Here is a 19,880-nt window from a genome sequence, read left to right as displayed (position 1 = left end):
TATTATATGAAACCACTACGCAAAGAAGATATCTCACAAGAAGTTTTTGACCTTTATGATGACTATGCTCACAATAAAATAGATCGCAGAGTTTTTATTGAGCGATTATCGGTATTTGCTGTAGGTGCGGTAACCCTTCCAGCGCTCTTGAGTTTTATAAGTCCAGATTATGAAACTACACAAACGGTCTCAAAAAATGATCCTACCATAGAAAGTGTATTTATAAACTATGACTCACCAAAAGGAGGTGGGTCTATCAAGGCGCTATATAGTAAACCTGCAAATGCTTCTGGTAAATTACCAGGGGTCATTGTGGTGCACGAGAACAGAGGTCTTAATCCTTATATAGAAGATGTAGGCAGGCGTACTGCAAAGGCAGGGTTCTTATCACTAGCCCCAGATGCACTATCGCCGCTGGGCGGCTATCCTGGTAATGATGATGAGGGTCGTGCAATGCAACGCAAGAGAGATAGACTGGAGATGCTAGAAGATTTTATTGCAGCATATCACCATCTCAAAAACCACAAAGATTGTAATGGCAAGGTAGCAGTTGTAGGCTTTTGTTTTGGCGGATGGATTTCTAATATGATGGCAGTACTCGTCCCAGATCTTGCTGCTGCGGTCCCATTTTATGGTAGACAACCAGACGATGAGCAAGCCGCAGAGGTAAAAGCCCCACTACTACTTCAATATGGTGGTCTTGATGAGCGTGTTAACGCTGGATGGCCTGCTTATGAGAAAGTACTCACAGCAAATAATATCCCGCATACCGCACATTTTTATGAAGGTGCAAATCACGGTTTTCATAATAACACAACACCTAGATATGATGAGAAAGCTGCAACCCTAGCCTGGGATAGAACAATTGCTTTTTTTAATAAGTATCTTACCACCTAATTGCTGTATACTTAGATTACCAGAACAGCAAACTGTTATAGTAGCCATATAAACTTAATGACGCTTTCGCGAAAGCAAAAGAATATGAATATCATAGAGACATTTTACAAATCATTTCAAGAAGGTAATGCCAGCGGGATGACTGCTTGCTATCACGATAATATCGTATTTTCAGATCCTGCTTTTGGAGAGCTTCAAGGCAATCGAGCAAAAGCTATGTGGCATATGCTTATAGAACGCTCAAACGGCGCTATGACTATAGATTATGGTGATGTCCAAGTTTCTGGTAATACAGCAACAGCAAAATGGACGGCTCATTATACCTACGGCCCAAAAAAGCGAAAGGTTGTAAACCACGTCCAAGCGGCGTTTGAGCTTCAGGATGGAAAAATTATAGCACATCACGACACCTTTGATATGTACAAGTGGTCAAAACAGGCACTGGGCACTCCAGGACTACTTTTAGGTTGGACAGGCTTTATGCGTAAAAAAATCCAACAGAAAACAAACGGATTGCTCGACGCTTATATGAGGCGTAATAGTTCTAAAAACTATCAAGCTATTTAATACACAGCTCTGTGCAAAGTACCACACGTTATCAATCTCTTTTTTACATTATACTACTTGTACTAGCTGGCGAGGCAGTATTTATACTTCCTTTTGTACTAGCAAGAGTTTTTAGAGCAACAGTGCTTGACGTATTTCAAATTACAAATACAGAACTAGGTTATTGCTTCTCCATTTATGGGATTGTTGCTTTAATATCATACATCATAGGCGGCCCACTAGCCGATAAATATCCGCCAAAAAACCTAATGGGTATAGGTCTTATACTCACAGCTCTGGGCGGGATCGTGTATGCTAGTAATCCATCATTGCTAACATTGCAGGTACTTTACGGTTTCTGGGGATTTACGACTATATTTTTATTTTGGGCTGCGATGATTAAAGCTACACGTGTATGGGGTGGAGCTAGTAACCAAGGTAAAGCCTTTGGTTTTCTAGACGGCGGTCGTGGTCTGGTAGGCGCATCTTTTGGGTTGCTTGGGGTTGTTATCTTCTCACTATTTATAGTAGAAGATAATGTAGCACTTACAAGTGCACAACAAGTAGAAGCTTTCCAAACTATTGTATATGCCTCTTCTGCAATAGTAGCTCTGGTGGGTATTATTGTACTCTTATTTTTGAAAACTAATGTGGCTCAACAAGAAAATAACACGCAAACCATTACGCTAGATGCTATAAAAACAGTCCTTAAACTACCATCTGTGTGGTTACTTATGATCATCATTTTATGTGCCTATGTAGGTTATAAAATCACAGACATCTTCTCTCTATATGCAAAAGATGTGATGAATTATAGCGAGGTAGACGCCGCAAAGACGGGTACATTTTTACTATTTATAAGACCGCTAGTGGGTGTTATCGTTGGTTTTCTAGCAGATAGGTCGCGTGCCTCACTTTACCTATGTATGGGCTTTGCACTATCTATTATAGGAGCCATACTTTTTGCCTCAGACATACTTAGTGAAGATACTACCGTACTTTTCTTCTTAACTATCATTATCACAGCTCTTGGAGTTTATGCAGCACGAGTCCTCTACTTTGCTGTTATGCAAGAGGGTAAAATACCGCTTAAGTTAACCGGTACGGCGGTGGGTATTATCTCTTTTATAGGCTATACTCCAGATATTTTTGCAGGGCCTATGATAGGTTATTACCTTGATGGCATTCCTGGTAAAGAAGGTCACTTTGCTGTTTTTTGGATGCTAGCCATCTTTTCGGCAGTGGGGCTTTTGGCGTCTATTGCCTTTTATAGATTTGCTCGTAGGGAGTAAGATTACGCTTTCGCGAAAGCGTCCCTAAAACTATTTTCTTCTAATGATATTTTTGAAATATTTTGAGCGCCTCGTTATAGCTGCTCTCAAAACTCATCGTGTTGATGTTATCATATGCTTGTACAGAGGCAAAGTAAGAAACTAACTTCTCTGTAGGCATATTACCGGTAAGGTCATCTTTTGCCATAGGGCAACCGCCAAAACCTTGTATTGCTCCATCAAAACGAACACAACCTGCCTTGTACGCCGCATCTACCTTTTCGTGCCAGGTAGTAGGTGTAGTATGTAAATGTGCCCCAAATTCTATATTTGAGTACCTTGGTATTAAGTTTGAAAAAAGGTAGTCTATGGTTTCTGGGTCTGAGGTTCCTACCGTGTCAGATAGTGATAATATCTTAACTCCCATCTTACTTAGTCGTTCTGTCCACTCCCCTACGATATCAACATTCCAAGGGTCTCCATATGGATTCCCGAATCCCATTGATATGTAAACCACAAGCTCTTTATTTTTTGAGTCTGCGAGCTCTATAATGTCTTGTAGTAAATCTATAGACTGGTCTATGGTTTTATGCGTGTTACGCATTTGGAAGTTTTCTGAGATAGAAAAAGGATAACCTAGGTAGTCTACCATCTCGTGTTGTACAGCATCTTGCGCACCACGCAGATTTGCGACTATGGTAAGGAGTTTACTATCTGTTTTTGAGAGGTCAAGGCTATGCAATACTTCTGCAGAGTCTTTCATCTGAGGGATTGCCTTAGGAGACACAAAGCTACCTACATCTATCGTATCAAAACCACAACGCAGTAGCGACTGGATATACTGGATTTTAGACTCCGTAGGAATCCAATCTTTTATGCCTTGCATCGCGTCACGAGGACACTCTATTATTTTTACCTTTTTACTCACTTTGTAAAAATAGGATTTTAAAAACGGACTTGTAAGAGTTGTGTTACTTTACGCCTGCTTCTTTTCAATAATCTTATCAACACAATTTATACCATCTATGGCTGCAGAGATGATACCCCCAGCATATCCAGCTCCTTCCCCGCAAGGATAAAGGCCTTTTACCTCTACGTGCTCTAGGGTTTCCCACTCACGCGGTATGGATACGGGTGATGACGTTCTACTCTCTGGTGCGTGTATTACGGCATCATTAGTAAGGTAGCCCTTCATCTTTCTACCATAGGCTCTAAACGCCTTCTTTAAACGTTTGGATAAAATATCTGGTAAAACTTTATTGAGATCTACAGAAACAATACCGGGTTGATACGACGTCTTTGGGAAGTTTTTTGAGACACGACCGTCTACAAAGTCGCGCATACGCTGTGCCGGTGCTGCTTGGGTTTTACCTGCGGCTTCCCAACAAGCACGCTCTACAGACTTTTGAAAATCAAGACATACAAAGGGATCATCCTTTTTATAATTAGGCAAATCTTCTGGGGTCACACTCACTACGATGCCTGAGTTTGCATAGGGGTTATCACGCTTAGAGGGGCTCCAGCCGTTTGTCACTACTTCTTCTTGACTTGTTGCACAAGGTGCTATAATACCACCTGGACACATACAAAAAGAGTAGACCCCCATACCGTCTACCTGCTGTACCAGACTATAAGACGCTGGAGGTAAATAAGGATTATCACCATCTGAGTGATACTGTATATCATCTATAAGTTCTTGCTGGTGCTCTATACGTACACCTATGGCAAATGGCTTTGCCTCAATCTTAATATTACGCTTGTGCAGTAAGTAAAATATATCTCTCGCCGAGTGACCAGTCGCTAGTATCACATTATCAAAATCTAGCCAGTCTGTATCGTTTACTTGTATAGCGGCAATCTGGTTATCCACCACTTTGAGATCTGTGAGTTTCGTATCAAAACGTACTTCTCCGCCGTGTGCTATAATAGCCTCACGCATCGCTGTAATAATTTTAGGAAGCTTGTTTGTACCTATGTGAGGATGTGCATCTACCAGTATATCTTCTACCGCGCCAAAATGTACAAACCACTCTAGAGCTTTAAGTACATTACCACGCTTTTTTGATCGTGTATAAAGTTTTCCGTCTGAGTAGGTGCCTGCACCTCCTTCTCCAAAACAGTAGTTTGAATCAGGATTAACAATATGATCTTTATTTATAGCCGCAAGATCTCGTCTTCTAGCTCTTACATCTTTACCACGCTCAAAAATTATGGGTTTTAGTCCCCCTTCTACGGCGCGTAATGCGGCATACAGTCCAGCAGGACCAGCTCCTATAATGGCTATCTCTGGAGCGTTAGAAACATCTTGAGGTACAAATGGAGGAATACTAGGTCGCTCCTCGCCTTTTTTCCAAAACTCTATTTGTAGTGATATTTTTACCGGTGATTTACGAGCGTCTATAGAGCGCTTACGTATATCCCACTCACGCACATCGTCTGCACGAAGTCGGGCTTTTTTAAAAGCAACCTCTGCGATGTAGTCATCATCTTCGGCTTGGTGTGGGAGAACATTTATTTGTACAAGTGTAGACATAGCGCAAAGATAAGTGCTTTGCAATCTTGAAGTGCCTAATGACTCTAAAAAATGGTGGTAGAAATGTGGTTTTTACGCTTTCGCGAAAGCGTACTCAACATTAATCTATTTCCTCATAGTCTACATACTCTCCTACTACTTTTGAAGATTTTTTAGGAACATCTCTTGTGGGCTCTTGTTGTGATTGCCCATATTGTTGCGTCTGTTGCTGGAAGCCTTTAAAGGCATTTTCCATTTTCTGACCGGCTTTTTTTGTAATGTACCTTACAATGTATGGCCAAGCTAATTTTGCCAAGAAACGAAGTCCAAAATATACCAGAAGTATGATGGCAATCGTTTTAATAAAACTTGGAATTTCTGCAACTAGCAGCATAATCTTTACTTTTTTTTCAAAATTAGTAATTATAGCTTGCAACAAAGAGATGTAGAAGCCTAAAAAAAAGATAAATTCTTCTATATTTGAACGACTAACCCATAACCTTTATGCACACCGTACGTATTATTGTTACTCTATTAATTTGTGTCGCTACAACAAGCTCCATTACAGCACAATACACAGAGACAATTAACTCAAACAGACCTGGAGAATCTCAAGGCGCTTTTAGTGTAGGGACTCGTGTTTTACAGGTAGAAACTGGTTTTGACATTGGGAATGACACCCACTCGCTTTTACAAACTGATACAGATATACTGGGGTATAACCTCAATTTACGCTACGGTTTATTTTTTGAAAAACTAGAGCTTAACGGGTTTATGAGATACCAGCGCAATGAGGTATCATTTATTTCTGGATCTGCCACGCCAGATGTTATCGCAGGACTAGAGACGGTACAAATAGGTGCTAAATATCTTATCTATGACCCATATAAATATGCTAGTGACGAGGTAAATCTATACAGTTACCACGCAAATAGACGTTTTAAATGGAAGTCACTTATCCCTGCTGTAACAGTATATGCTGGAGGTGTTTTTGATTTTGAAAACAGCCAGTTTAATTCTATACGTGAGGATGGTATTAGTCCTAACTTAGCGCTTATACTCCAGCATAACTGGGGTCGCTGGGTGTGGGTAAATAATATTATAGTAGATAGAGCAGGTACCACATACCCTACTAACTCTTGGATTACAACCTTAACACACTCCTTTAATTCAAAATTTGCTGGCTTTGCAGAGTACCAGCTTATAGATGGTGATCTCTATGCAGATTATCTAGTACGAGCAGGAGCTGCATATCTTATCACAAAAAATCTACAAGTAGACCTTAGTGGTCTGGCAAACTTTAAAGACACTCCTACACGCTGGAACGTCTCTGCAGGAGTTTCTTATAGACTAGATTTACACGAGAAGGATGAGATTATAAAAGATAGAGATGCAGATGGTGATAAAAAAAGCTCATCAAAGCGTCAAGCAGAGCGCATAAATAAAAACAGAAAACGTAAAGATGCAGTAGATCCTGACGGTGACGGCATTAAATAATACCCCTAAATATTGCAGATGATTACGCTTAAGGAAATGATTACCCCAAAAGAACTTAAACAATTTGTTAAGTTCCCATTTTCCCTATATAAAAATGAACCTAAGTGGGTACCTCCTATTGTAGCAGATGAGCTAGATAGTATGGACCCGGCAAAAAACCCTGTGTTTAAAAATGCAGAGGCACGTTATTTTCTCGCTTTCGCGAAAGCGGAAAACGGAAAACAAGAAGCCGTAGGAAGAATATGTGCTATCATAAATCATATAGAAATCAACGAGCAAAAGAAATCAAAAATGCGTTTTGGCTGGTTTGATGTAATAGATGACATAGAGGTGACTAAAGCACTGTTATCCAAAGTCTCAGAGATAGGAAAAGAAAACAATCTTGAGTTTATAGAAGGGCCGGTAGGTTTTTCTAATATGGAGAAAGCAGGATTGCTGATAGAGGGGTTTGAGTATCTCAACACAATGATTACTTGGTATAACTACCCGTATTACAAGGATCACTTTGAGCAACTAGGTTTTGAAAAAGCTGCCGAATGGGTTGAATATAAAATTCAAATAGACCCACCAGAAAAGCAGAACCCTAAAGTGAAGAAGTTTGCAGATATTATTGCAAAGCGCTACGAGCTTAGCCCGCTAGAGTTTAAAACCTCTGCAGATGTAAAGCCGTATGTAGATGAGATGTTTGGGTTACTTAATAAGACATATAATACTCTTAGCACCTTTGTACCTATACAGCAGTATCAAATAGATCATTATAAGGAGAAATATATAAAATATATTCACCCAGATTTTATAAAGTGTGTACAAGATAAGGAGGGTAAACTAGTAGCTTTTGCTATTACAATGCCATCTTTTAATGAAGCGCTCAAAAAAGCAAATGGATCGCTCTTTCCTTTTGGGTTTTATCACTTGCTTAAAGCAAAAAAGAAAAATGACACTGCTGCCTTCTACCTTATAGGTATTGATCCAGAGTATCAAAACAAAGGGGTAACAGCTGTTATTTTTCAAAAAATGCAGGAACTATTTAACTCTAGAGGAATTACTCAAGTTGAAACAAACCCAGAACTAGAAGAAAATAAAGCCATACAACAGCTCTGGAAAAATTACGAACACAAGCTTCACAAACGTAGAAGAACCTACCGTAAGGATTTATAGCACTTAATACGGCTGACACAATTATGATAGATTCACTAAGCCTCATAGGTCTTGCAGTAGATGCGGCTCTTGTTGTACTTATTTTAATCGTACAGCTCATAATATACCCTAGCTTCTTATATTATACTCGTGATAATCTTGTAAGCTGGCATAACAAGTATACAGGTAAGATTGCTGTAATAGTAGGGCCGCTTATGGTCATACAACTTTTACTAGCCGTTTATACTGTATTTGCCGGTGGTTTATATATGATAGGGACTATTTATCTAGTCTTTGTATTATCTACCTGGGTTACCACTGCACTTATATTTGTACCGTTACATAAAAAAGTGACCCAAAATACTCACACAGATGGAGATCTTAGGTCACTTGTTTCAAAAAACTGGATACGTGTTGTTTTATGGGTTATAATTCTCTGTATAACGGTATTAAAACTTAATATACTCCAGCTGTTTTCTTTTTATAATTAATAGTGTTGCTACTTGGCAAGTATGTGTTCTTTATGATGCGCAACGAGGCCATCTATAGGTCGTTTAAGAATCTTACCAGCAGTAAGTCCAAAACTACCTAATACTTCCTTAAGTTCGGCTTGTAAATAAAAACCTATAGATCCTACAAAGTGTATAGGTATATCTTTTGCATCTGGAAATTGAAGAACAATCTGGTGCTCTACAAATACAGAAAGCCCTTCCTTTATAACGCTCTGGCAATACTCCTCATCTTTATTTTCAATAATGAAACGTGCAAAGGTTGCTAGGTACGTATTAGGGTTAGGATTTTTATAAAGGTGATTCTTTATATTTTCTGAACTCAAGTCATATTCTGACTCAAATTTTTGGGCTAGTGCAGCCGGTATTTTCCCGAACTTATAATCACGTATGAGTTGACGTCCAAAGTAATTACCACTAGCATCATCCATTACTACATAACCTAAAGAAACTACTTTCTGAATGATGTCTGTACCATCAAAGTAACTACAGTTTGACCCTGTACCTAATATAGACACAATACTTCTCTCTCCCTCTGTGGCTGTAGCATATAATGCTGCATACGTATCTTCTTTAAGAACAATATCAGTAGCCTGAGTAAATATCTCATCAAAAACACTTCTCATTAAAACACGAGGGCGCTCTGTACCACAACCAGCACCATAGAAGTAAAGTGCTTTTACATCTTTTCTATGTTTATAAAGCTCAAAGTTGTTTACAATACGTTCTCTTAAAATTTCTCGAGATAAAACTTGAGGATTTAATCCTAAAGTTTGTGTTTGAAAAAGACTTTTACCATCATCAGTTAGCGCAATCCAGTCTGTTTTTGTCGAACCGCTATCTACTACTAAAATCATATAATACGTGTATGAAGAAAAATAATATAAAAACGCTTTTACAGCAATATACACCTACCTCCTATTTAAGAGCAGCTAAGCACATATTACTACAAAAGCGCGTTAATGCATCTTAAAGTGTATTTACTTTTTCTGCAAGATCAACTAGTTTATTAGAATATCCAAACTCGTTATCATACCAAGACACAAGCTTAAAGAAAGTTGGGTTTAACTCTATTGCACTATCTGCATCAAATACAGAAGTACGTGTCTCGCTTACAAAATCTTGAGATACCACAGCATCTTCAGTATAACCTACCACACCTTTCATAGAACCTTCGGCAGCATCTTTAAATGCTTTTTTGATAGCTTCTACAGAAGTTGCTTTTGAAGTCTTCACAGTTAAGTCTACCACAGAAACATCTGCCGTAGGTACACGGAAAGCCATCCCTGTAAGTTTTCCATCTACTGCAGGTAATACTTTCCCTACTGCTTTTGCAGCTCCTGTAGATGTAGGTATAATGTTATTTAAAGCACTACGGCCTAGACGGTAGTTCTTACGGCTAGGTGCGTCTACTACAAACTGTGTAGAAGTACCTGCGTGTATTGTAGTCATAAGCGCCTCTTCAAGTCCAAAGTTATCTTCTATAACTTTTGCCATAGGTGCTAGACAGTTTGTAGTACAAGAAGCGTTAGACACCACGGTGTGCTCTGCAGTAAGATCTGCATCATTTACTCCCATTACAAACATAGGTGCATCTTTAGAAGGTGCAGATATTACGACTTTCTTTGCTCCACCTTCTATATGGTAATTTGCCGTTTCAAGAGTTGTAAAGATACCTGTACACTCTGCAACAACGTCTGCTCCAGCTTCATCCCACTTAAGATTTTTAGGATCACGCTCTGCAGTAACACGTATCGTTTTACCGTCTACAACAAGGTGTCCATCTTTTACCTCTACAGTTCCATCAAAACGTCCGTGTACAGAGTCATATTTAAGAAGGTACGCTAGGTGATCTACATCCAGTAAATCGTTTATTGCTACTACATCTACATTATCACGCTTTACTGTCGCTCTAAATACGATACGTCCAATACGTCCAAAACCGTTTATTCCTAATTTTAAATTTGCCATTGTTCTTCTCTATTATTATGTGGTCATTATCTCAGACACACGGATTAATTCTTTATTTATTTTACTCTCACCTTTAATTGCTTGTTCTAGCGGTGTGAGTGTCATTTTATCGTGTATGGTACCTACCATAAAGTTGCTCTTACCTTCTATAAGACTTTCTACAGCTTTTACTCCCATACGGCTAGCTAGCACGCGGTCATAACAAGTAGGAGATCCTCCTCGTTGCATATGCCCTAGTACAGAAACACGTACGTCATACCCCTCAAGATTTTCATCTACATAATCTTTAAGTTCAAAAACAGATTTACCTATTTTATCACCTTCGGCTACGACAACGATACTTGATGATTTTCCAGATATTTTAGAACGCTGTAGTGACTCTACTAGTCGTTCTATACCCATATCTTCTTCTGGTATTAAAATCTCTTCGGCCCCAGCACCTACTCCCGCATTAAGAGCAATGTGTCCTACATCGCGGCCCATTACTTCTACAAAAAAGAGCCTGTCGTGTGAGTGTGCAGTATCACGTATTTTATCTATTGCATCTACAGCAGTATTAAGGGCTGTATCATATCCTAGTGTGCGATCTGTACCACTTATGTCATTATCTATAGTACCGGGTATACCTATCACTGGGAAGTCAAACTCTGCATTAAAATGAAGTGCTCCCGTAAACGTACCGTCACCACCTATAACTACAAGCGCATCTACACCTGCCTTTACCATCTGGTTATGTGCAATCTGTCTACCATCTGTAGTTCTAAAACGCTGGCACCTGGCAGATTTCAAAAAGGTTCCTCCCTTATTAATAATACCACGTACACTTCTTGCGTCTAGCGGAATAAAATCACCTTCAATCATACCGTCATACCCTCTGTGTATCCCTACACATTCTAGCTCGTGATAGGCACAAGCACGTACAACAGATCTTACTGCAGCATTCATTCCTGGGGCGTCTCCTCCAGAGGTCATAACTGCTATTTTGGTGATTTTTTTACTCATATAAGCACAATTTTAGATTAAATTTAGCAAACTTAATGTAGAAAAATCAATGAATTGGGGTGTAATTTATTGGATTGTCAATTTCAAACGTTTTCGGTTGAAAAGTTTTTTGGAATTCTTAATAATGACACATCAAAAAGAAGCTTAAACTGATAAAATGAGGAAGAATTACGCTTTCGCGAAAGCGTAAAAAAAGACTTTTCCTATTTATTAAATTGAACGCCGTCTGGTCCAATCTTTTTTGGCACATCTCTTTCGCCTTGAGCTTGAAGAACAGCTTCTTCTACTTTACCCTTAAAAACTTTGCGCAAGAGTTCTTCAAAAGTATTAAAATCTACAGCATAAGAGAGCCCTACTCCTTGCGTATATCCTTCTGTCTCTCCTATAAACTGGATATCTGTCTGGCGATTAAAAACTTTTGCTCGCAGTGTACCGTCTTCATTGAGTAAGAAATCTATCTCTACATCACCCACAATCACGCTCTCACTAATACCTCCTGTAGGCACTCCTACCTTACCATTTATGAGAACTCGGTTTGTAATTTGAGTAGACAAGGTCACTCCCACTCTACCTGCAGACTGGATATTTGCAGTGGGGTCGCGCTCTGCTTGCACAAGATCTACACCCACGTCAAAAATACTATCGTCATCATTAAAAAGAATACCAGATAGTATAGAAGACGTAGTCTCAAGAAGATTATTTACAGCCGCAGTAGCGGTATTTACACTAGCTGAACTTAGGAACGCTCCCTGTGAAACAAGAGATATAGCGTTAAGCTCTTTTGCATTACGGTCTTGTAATAAAAATTCTAACTCTGACACCACTGTACTACCAGCTCCAGGAAACTCAATGTCAAAAGTAATATCTGGTTTTAACAGCTCGCCAGCTAGATTAATAATTACGTTTACTGGTATTTTTCTATTTACGGTAGAAGTTTCTAGTAATGTACTTGGGTTAGCCTGCGTTCTATAAATCGCACTTACGTCTAGTATGGCTTTTGCTGGATCACCATCCCAGCGTATGTTTGCATCTTGTTGTAATATAAAATCTTTAGTCACAAAGCCTCCATAACGGAAATTAAATACCCCTTCGGTGGCAATAAAATCCCCGTTCATTATAAACTTACCATTAGTATCAAGTTGTATAAGTAAGGTACCCACTCCTCTACCTCTCAAAGTACTTCCATTAGTTTTATCTACAACCACCTCTACCTCTGCATCTGGATCTATATCTAGGTCAAAATTTACAGAAAGACCTTTTACAGCTTCTGTGATAATTTTCTCACCATTAATACGAGCTTCTTTCTCCTCTGGGCTCAAAAATTTGATATAAGAATTGTCTCCTAGAGTTTCTGAGTCGTCGATAGGGATTTTAAAAACGGTACCCTTTGCTGTTTCTCCAAAAACGTCTATAACCAGATTATCTGTAGGGCCTTTTATAAATGCCTCTCCTTCTAGAAAAGCTGTACCGTAATAGAGTGACTCTAGATCTTCTTCTGTATCTAGTACAGCTATTCTGGCAGCACTTATACCTAAGTCGAGTTTCCAGTCACTAAAAGACTTGTGACTTATCTTACCATTAAGAACACCTAGTGTTTTATACTTTGTATCTTCTAGCTGCACTGCTTGAAACTCAAACTCTTGTTTTCTTAGTACTACATTTGAGATACCTTTAAAATCATAATCCACATTAAGATAAGGAATCTGTAGCCCAGCATCTTTTAGTGTTAAATCACCATTTATCTCAGGATTGCGATAGTCACCTTCTACTTTTGCTCTACCACTCACTAAACCACGTATTCTATCTATCACGCCCTGTCCCATAGGGTTAAACGGACTTAGATCAAGATCTTGAAGACCCACAGCCATATCTATGATAGGTGTAGTACCTGCGGCATCTATAGTACCACTAGCAGTAAAAGATTTAAGTCCCTCACGTGCAAGACGGGAATCTATTTCATATTTTGATAAAGTTGCATTACCTCTTACATTTATATCTAACTGACCAAGATTAGTCTCATTTACAGAGAAGTCCGAAATTGCTAGAGAAGTTACAGGTAAGTAAGCTCCATTTTTCTGAAGTACATCTAGCTGTCCATTAATACGGCCTCCTAGATTAAGACTGTCCAGCTCTGGAGTAACCTTAGCTAAATCTACATTTTTAAAATTTGCTTTTATGTTCTTATAGGTGCTATCACGTATTTGTCCTTTGAGATCTATAAGCTCATCTTTATGACTTAACACCAGCGTTTTAATATCTATATCTTTAAAGTTATTATCAAAGACAACACTGTTATTTTGATCATTTTTCTCATTAATAAACCAAGGATTGTCTTTAAAAACGATTTCAGATTTTTTAAAACCTAATACAGAGTTTCCTTCCTCATTAATTGTATGGTATAATGATAGGTCAAAAGAGTCATCATTGCGCTTACCACCTGTAAACTCTGAGCGCATAAAGAGTGTATCTTTAAGTGTCACATTAATGAGATTAAAGTCTGATACAGCATAAAATCCTGCGTTTATACTATCTGCAGCGACGTATGTATTAAATAGTGGGTTCTTATTATCTACACGAACTTCTATGGCTTCTGCCATATACCCAAAGGCATCTATCTGTGGTGACTTAAAGGTGAGTTTAAACTCAGAGTCGTCTGCCACCACACTACCTCTTATAATAGTCTCTGGCTCTAGTTTTAAATCTGGCACAAAGACTTCTACAATCTTATTATAGATCGTAAACTCAAAATCCATAAACTGATTTTCTGTAAGAATCTCAGGTTGGTAATTTGTATACAAACTGCCTATGGCATTTTTAAAAAGAGGAACCACTTCACTAAACTTGTATATACCACTTACCTCTCCACTTATGATATCTGTAGAGTTTATAGCAATGGTGCGTACTTGCTTTTTATCAAACTTTGAAGTAATCTCAAAATCTTTAAAGCTATAGGTGTTATTTTTATTTTGATAACTAGCATCCTCAAAAGATATACGGCCATACATATTCTCTATACCTGTACCCTTCATATCTACAACAGCATTACCTTTAAGAATAGAGATGCTATCGTTAATAAAATTGAGGGTTACCAGATCTGCATAATCTATTTGTGCCTCTAGGTCATAACTATTTACATCTTTTGAGATATCTACCAGTCCATTAAACTTACCCCGAGCATTAGGATCATCTATGAGTACTTCTCCGTCAAAAACTGGAGCTTTAAGATTTCCAAAAATTGTAATATCCTTATACGTATAGTCGTTATAATTTAGGCTTGCAATCGTCCCAGAAAGCTTTGTGTTTACCGTTTCTTGTATAAATCCCTTACCATCTACATCTAGGTTAAATGTAGCATTACCTAGCCTTTCATCATTAAATAACTTACCTAGGTTAAAATCATCTACTATCACGGTACCTTCATAACCAGCATTATCTGCATCTTGTAAGCCAGTCATTGCAAGGTCAAGGTTTACTGTACCTAGATCTGTGGTTATAATACCTTCTGTCACAACAGCCTCACTTGTAAGTGCGTTATTTCCTGTAAAACGTATTGTTCCAAGTTGTGTTATTTCTGTAGGTAGACTCGCAAGTGGCTTGGGCAGTAACTTTTTAAGGTCAAAATAACTTGTTTGTACGGTTTGATAATTACCAGAAATTCTAAAGCCATTACTGTCTAGTAAATTTTCAAAAAAAACATTTCCTCGTATCAGGGATTTCCCTAAACCTCGGACCTCAAGATTAGGAACCCTAAAATCATTGAGATGTCCCGTGAGGTTACCTTTTATATCTAATATAATATCTGGTGCGATGTCATTATAAAAAGGGCGTATATCGTTTGTTGATATTTCCGCTTTCGCGAAAGCGGCCTCCACCTCTACCAGTGTGTTAAAATCATCTAGTGCACCATCTGAGGTATCTAAGGTAATGTCGCCCTCAAGTGAAGAATCATCTGTAGTTAATGAAAATTCTTTAAGAGAAATTAAATCTGGATCGTAGTGAAATAGGCCATCTAGTGTCCTAATTTGATATCCTTTTATGGCATCAAAAGAGAGTGCTCTTATATGAGCATCTACCGTCTCATTGTTAAGTACAAAGTCTTGCCAGTCTGTAGAGAGATTTTGATAATCTAGCACAAAAGGGTCATCAAGCTCCTCATTTATATACATAAATCTACCATCTGTAATATCTACATCGTCTGATGAGAGAAGGAAATTTGTACTGCCTTTAGGATTTTGAGAAGCAAACTTGCGTGAAAACAATGATAAGTTATCAGAGGTGTCGCCCTTATATTTAGTAAGATAAAATCGCACACCATCTAGGCTTATATCTCCCAGTTCAAGATCACTATCTAATACTTTTTGTAAGCTAAAAACACTTGTGGCTAGCTCACGCACGTAAATCATCGTGTCATTTTTGTGATCTTTTATAAGTGTACCTTTTACGAGTACATCACCATTCCATTTAAGACCTACGCGCTCTAGATGAATCTCTGTACCATACTTATCATTAATACGATCTGTTGCATTTTTTGCAATACGAGTTTGTACCGCGGGAATAGAAAAAAGCAGCACAATGAGCCCAAATAGTAAGAACAACACCAAAAGAGTGCGAAGTGCTATTTTTTTAAATTTCTTGATAGGGCTTATTGTTTTAACTTTGTACACTTATTGCAACTTACGTGCCTTATGAATACAGATTCTCAAAAAACTTACATTCTCGCTATTGAATCCTCTTGTGATGATACTGCTGCTGCCGTATTACAAAACGATAAGGTACTCTCAAATGTTGTTGCAAACCAAGCGATTCATCAAGAATATGGAGGTGTAGTTCCAGAGCTTGCCTCGCGAGCACATCAACAAAATATAGTACCAGTTGTTACCGCTGCATTACGTAAAGCAAATATCGACAAAAAACAACTAAGCGCCATTGCTTTTACTAGTGGACCTGGCTTACTTGGCTCCCTTCTGGTAGGCACCTCATTTGCAAAGTCTTTTGCGATGGGACTAGATATACCCCTGCTAGATATTAACCATATGAAAGCACATATACTCGCTCACTTCATAGGTGAAGAAGGGTATGATAAACCTAGTTTTCCTTTTATAGGAGTAACTATTTCTGGTGGACATACACAAATAGTACGTGTAGATGATTACTTTAAGATGGAGGTTATAGGTGAGACCATAGATGACGCTGTGGGTGAAGCTTTTGATAAAAGTGCAAAAATTATGGATTTGCCCTATCCTGGAGGACCGCTCATAGATAAGTATGCACAACTAGGTAATCCAAAAGCTTTTCCTTTTACAAAACCAAAAGTTGGTGGTCTTAACTTTAGCTTTAGCGGTCTTAAAACACAAATAATGTACTTTGTACAAAGACAACAGGAGGCAAATCCTGACTTTTTAAAAGAAAATAGAAACGATGTATGTGCCTCAATACAATATACAATTGTAAATATCTTAATGGATAAAATTAAGAAAGCGGTAAAAGAAACCGGAATTACTCAAATCGCTATAGGTGGTGGTGTTTCTGCAAACAGTGGTATAAGAACAGCTCTCAAAAATGCCGAAACTACTCACGGCTGGAAAACCTTTTTACCAAAATTTCAATACACCACAGATAACGCGGCTATGATAGGGATTGTAGGATATCTTAAGTACAAAGACCTTGTAGAACGAGATTCTTTTCAAAACTTAGAAGTAAGTGCTCAATCTAGATTGAAAATATAAGTATGCAACTATTTTACAGCAAGAGTCTTGATATAGAAAGTACCTCGTACACTTTACCTAAGGATGAGAGTAAGCACGTTATACGTGTACTACGCAAGCAACCAGGTGATAGCATTTATCTTACTAATGGAAAGGGATACTTATTTACTGCACAGATATATGATGCAAATCCAAATAAATGTAAATTATCCATCACAAGTTACACGTACCAAAATCCCAGAGATTATAATTTACACCTTGCCGTAGCTCCCACAAAACTCAATGATAGGTTTGAGTGGTTTTTAGAAAAGGCAACAGAGATAGGCGTTACAGAAATCACGCCACTACTTTGCGATCATAGTGAACGCAAAGTTATAAAGGAAGAGCGCTTTCTTAAAATCCTGCAAAGTGCAATGAAGCAGTCACTGCACTATCACCTACCTATATTACATCCTCTCACCTCCTTTAAAGATTTTGTAGCAGGTACTCAAAGTAACACATTTATAGCTCATTGTGAAGATGATAAAAAGAGCCTACTCAAAAACGAACTATCACCCGCAACAGACTACACAATTTTGATAGGTCCAGAGGGAGACTTCTCTATAACTGAAATACAACTAGCGCTAGAAAAAGGTATCACTCCAGTATCACTAGGTAATAGTAGACTACGCACTGAGACTGCAGCTATTGTAGCCTCTCACAGTGTAGCATTTATAAATGAGTGAGGGTTATAATATTGATTACTTAATACCCATCGTATATCTGGTAAATACGACTATTACAATTCATTTTCTTACAATTTTGTAGATCCAATTATAAATTGTTTATTTGCTCACCTTGTTTTACCTTACGGTAAGGGGCCCAACTACTTAATTATTAAAAAGATAGATAAAATTGCGCAATTTTGTCAAGTTGGTCACACCCTTTATCCCGGCGTTAATAAGCGTTTGTGGAGGTATGCTCTCTATTATAGGGCTCATACTTTATTTCCCTCTTGAAAACGTCGCACAACTCTCATCTGCATTACAAATTATTGCCATTATAAGTATAGTACTTGTAGTCGTTATTATAGGTTTTATTTTAAGTAAAACAGCACAGTTACAGTTTACAGGAGACTCTACTAATGCAGAGATTGAGAAGCTCACACAACAAATGCATTACTTTAGAGATATTGCAGATATACTCGTACGTTCTAAGGTTTGGGCTCCTGGCTTAAAAGAATATATAGATGACGAGTTTACACATCTCAACTACTTTTTAGTAAAGGAGTTTTACAAAGGAAGATCAAAACTTGCACTAGAATATATTGAAGAAAAAGACAGATATGGTGAGACCGAAATACTATATCTAGAGACTAAAGCATTACTTCTTAATGACCCTAGTAAAGGGAGGGTAGATAATTATATGAATCCTAAAGAGTATGATCGCCGTATGCTCAAAAAATGGCGAGATCACAAAGTAGGAACTGGATGGAGCCATTACTTTGGTTTTAAATATAATCAGTTTAAAGAAGAGCTTGATGTGTCACGTATATATGAACGACACCAAGAAAAAATAATGAAGTATGCCGTGCAGATTGACCCCCTGCGTTATCAAAATGTAGGATTTAGTGAAGAACTTATATCAAAGCTAGGTATCCAGCTCTCAGATGAAGTAATACCGCAGTTACTCGGGTTGACCGTACAATCTGTAAAACGAGTTCCAAAAATTATAACACTGGCATTTACATTATTTGTATTTCTGGTAATTTTTGGAGTATTTCAACCCATAGCTATCATCCTCTTTAATCTTGACGTAATCTTCAGCTTTATATCTATAAGTGTGGTACTTAGTGTGCTTATGTTTATGATGCTATCTATGTACCCATATATAACTAATCAAATAAATAAATAAGTTATTAATTACGCTTTCGCGAAAGCGTAAAAAGACATCTTTAATACTTATATTTAATCAAGAATTGCTGTTTTAAATTGCCCTTCTAGGTTTTTAAAAATGCTACAACCTAGAATATATGTCAAAATTACCTAAAGCTCACCGCTTTACAGATCTATCAGACTATGGCAGAAAACCTGCTCAGTACCTTGTAAACATTCTTAAAAACACAACTACTACACCTGTACAAGTTACCCTACTATTTTTTGTATCTGGAATTGTCGCCCTTTATTGTATTTATACTGGACACTATGTACTAGCGGCAATTTTCTTAGTGTTGAAATCTATACTAGATGCCGCAGATGGAGAACTGGCCAGGGTTAAAAAAACACCTTCATACACTGGGCGCTATCTAGATTCTATACTTGACATAGTGCTCAATGCTCTATTTTTATTTATGATAGGATACGTGACTGGATCTTCTGTTATGTACATTGTTCTAGCATTTATTGCCTTACAAGTACAAGGCACTTTGTATAACTACTATTATGTTATTTTACGCAATAAACTAGATGGAGACACCACTAGTCGTATTATTGAGACCGGCTCTCCTACCGCATTACCAGGAGAAGAGCAAACTACGGTAAATATCCTTTTTTACACCTATAAAATACTGTATGGGCTTTTTGACAAGCTTATATACACGCTAGATCCTAAAGCCTCTGATGGTAAAATAATTCCAAACTGGTTAATGACACTTGTGTCAACCTTTGGTTTAGGATTTCAACTTCTCATTATGGCTGTACTTCTGGTAATCCAGCTGCCTGAGGTTATTATTCCATTTTTTATAGGTTACACGATACTGGTACCCATTTGTATCTTGTTACGTATGAAGTTTTAATCAATCTGACTATAGCGCATAAAAAAGCCCAGACTAGCAACTAGTCTGGGCTTTTTTGTT

17 protein-coding genes are annotated in these 19,880 nt (G+C 38.0%); 10 read left to right on the top strand and 7 right to left on the bottom strand.

The window, feature by feature from the left end; all coding sequences use genetic code 11:
- The first annotated feature begins 6 nt into the window (after window positions 1–6).
- From Q0948_RS07750 to Q0948_RS07740, 3 genes are all read left to right on the top strand, one after another.
- Window positions 7–897 carry a dienelactone hydrolase family protein gene (locus Q0948_RS07750; RefSeq protein ID WP_298350885.1) on the top strand — a complete coding sequence of 297 codons (891 nt, stop codon included), beginning with the start codon at window positions 7–9 and terminating at the stop codon, window positions 895–897.
- 84 nt (window positions 898–981) lie between these two features.
- Window positions 982–1,464, top strand: coding sequence for a nuclear transport factor 2 family protein (locus tag Q0948_RS07745; protein ID WP_298350887.1), 483 nt, complete (start codon window positions 982–984; stop codon window positions 1,462–1,464).
- An 11-nt stretch (window positions 1,465–1,475) separates the two neighbouring features.
- Window positions 1,476–2,735, top strand: a complete 1,260-nt coding sequence (locus tag Q0948_RS07740; protein ID WP_298350890.1) for a nitrate/nitrite transporter — start codon at window positions 1,476–1,478, stop codon at window positions 2,733–2,735.
- A 40-nt stretch (window positions 2,736–2,775) separates the two neighbouring features.
- Here the strand turns inward: Q0948_RS07740 and Q0948_RS07735 are convergent, their stop codons facing one another.
- The 3 genes from Q0948_RS07735 to Q0948_RS07725 form a co-directional block, all read right to left on the bottom strand.
- Window positions 2,776–3,642 (bottom strand): hydroxymethylglutaryl-CoA lyase, encoded by an 867-nt coding sequence (locus Q0948_RS07735; RefSeq protein ID WP_021779234.1) that lies wholly within the window; start codon window positions 3,640–3,642, stop codon window positions 2,776–2,778.
- Window positions 3,643–3,690: 48 nt separating this feature from the next.
- Window positions 3,691–5,247, bottom strand: a complete 1,557-nt coding sequence (locus Q0948_RS07730; RefSeq protein WP_298350894.1) for an NAD(P)/FAD-dependent oxidoreductase — start codon at window positions 5,245–5,247, stop codon at window positions 3,691–3,693.
- Window positions 5,248–5,347: 100 nt separating this feature from the next.
- On the bottom strand, window positions 5,348–5,620 hold the full coding sequence (locus Q0948_RS07725) for a hypothetical protein (protein WP_038596790.1): 273 nt from the start codon (window positions 5,618–5,620) through the stop codon (window positions 5,348–5,350).
- A 110-nt stretch (window positions 5,621–5,730) separates the two neighbouring features.
- On the opposite strand from Q0948_RS07725, the gene Q0948_RS07720 reads away from it, so the two are divergent.
- From Q0948_RS07720 to Q0948_RS07710, 3 genes are read left to right on the top strand one after another with little or no spacing between them, the layout of a single operon-like run.
- Window positions 5,731–6,723, top strand: coding sequence for a transporter (locus Q0948_RS07720; protein WP_298350904.1), 993 nt, complete (start codon window positions 5,731–5,733; stop codon window positions 6,721–6,723).
- A gap of 18 nt (window positions 6,724–6,741) precedes the next feature.
- Window positions 6,742–7,881: a GNAT family N-acetyltransferase gene (locus Q0948_RS07715; protein ID WP_298350907.1), complete on the top strand. Its 1,140-nt coding sequence runs from the start codon at window positions 6,742–6,744 to the stop codon at window positions 7,879–7,881.
- A 23-nt stretch (window positions 7,882–7,904) separates the two neighbouring features.
- The gene (locus tag Q0948_RS07710; protein WP_298350910.1) at window positions 7,905–8,351 is read left to right on the top strand and encodes a hypothetical protein; all 447 of its coding nucleotides are present in this window, start codon (window positions 7,905–7,907) and stop codon (window positions 8,349–8,351) included.
- 8 nt (window positions 8,352–8,359) lie between these two features.
- Here the strand turns inward: Q0948_RS07710 and Q0948_RS07705 are convergent, their stop codons facing one another.
- From Q0948_RS07705 to Q0948_RS07690, 4 genes are all read right to left on the bottom strand, one after another.
- Entirely contained in the window at window positions 8,360–9,226 is an 867-nt protein-coding gene (locus Q0948_RS07705; protein ID WP_298350913.1) for an N-acetylglucosamine kinase, read from the bottom strand.
- Window positions 9,227–9,338: 112 nt separating this feature from the next.
- Entirely contained in the window at window positions 9,339–10,340 is a 1,002-nt protein-coding gene (gap, locus tag Q0948_RS07700) for a type I glyceraldehyde-3-phosphate dehydrogenase (RefSeq protein ID WP_035337213.1), read from the bottom strand.
- 15 nt (window positions 10,341–10,355) lie between these two features.
- The gene (gene pfkA / locus Q0948_RS07695) at window positions 10,356–11,342 is read right to left on the bottom strand and encodes a 6-phosphofructokinase (protein WP_298350918.1); all 987 of its coding nucleotides are present in this window, start codon (window positions 11,340–11,342) and stop codon (window positions 10,356–10,358) included.
- Between the two features lie 203 nt (window positions 11,343–11,545).
- On the bottom strand, window positions 11,546–15,940 hold the full coding sequence (locus Q0948_RS07690) for a translocation/assembly module TamB domain-containing protein (protein WP_298351376.1): 4,395 nt from the start codon (window positions 15,938–15,940) through the stop codon (window positions 11,546–11,548).
- 87 nt (window positions 15,941–16,027) lie between these two features.
- Here Q0948_RS07690 and tsaD point away from each other — a divergent pair, with 87 nt between their 5' ends.
- From tsaD to Q0948_RS07670, 4 genes are all read left to right on the top strand, one after another.
- On the top strand, window positions 16,028–17,068 hold the full coding sequence (gene tsaD, locus Q0948_RS07685) for a tRNA (adenosine(37)-N6)-threonylcarbamoyltransferase complex transferase subunit TsaD (RefSeq protein ID WP_298350920.1): 1,041 nt from the start codon (window positions 16,028–16,030) through the stop codon (window positions 17,066–17,068).
- Window positions 17,069–17,070: 2 nt separating this feature from the next.
- Window positions 17,071–17,772: a 16S rRNA (uracil(1498)-N(3))-methyltransferase gene (locus tag Q0948_RS07680; RefSeq protein ID WP_298350923.1), complete on the top strand. Its 702-nt coding sequence runs from the start codon at window positions 17,071–17,073 to the stop codon at window positions 17,770–17,772.
- Window positions 17,773–17,959: 187 nt separating this feature from the next.
- Window positions 17,960–18,940, top strand: coding sequence for a hypothetical protein (locus tag Q0948_RS07675; protein WP_298350926.1), 981 nt, complete (start codon window positions 17,960–17,962; stop codon window positions 18,938–18,940).
- Window positions 18,941–19,058: 118 nt separating this feature from the next.
- Complete coding sequence (locus tag Q0948_RS07670) at window positions 19,059–19,820, top strand: CDP-alcohol phosphatidyltransferase family protein (protein WP_298350929.1); 762 nt, start codon at window positions 19,059–19,061, stop codon at window positions 19,818–19,820.
- Window positions 19,821–19,880 lie beyond the last annotated feature (60 nt).

Source organism: uncultured Dokdonia sp., from assembly GCF_947496725.1.
Taxonomy (GTDB): Bacteria; Bacteroidota; Bacteroidia; order Flavobacteriales; family Flavobacteriaceae; genus Dokdonia.
Note: the sequence above shows the minus strand (reverse complement) of the source record. Positions and strands in the feature narration are given on the sequence as shown.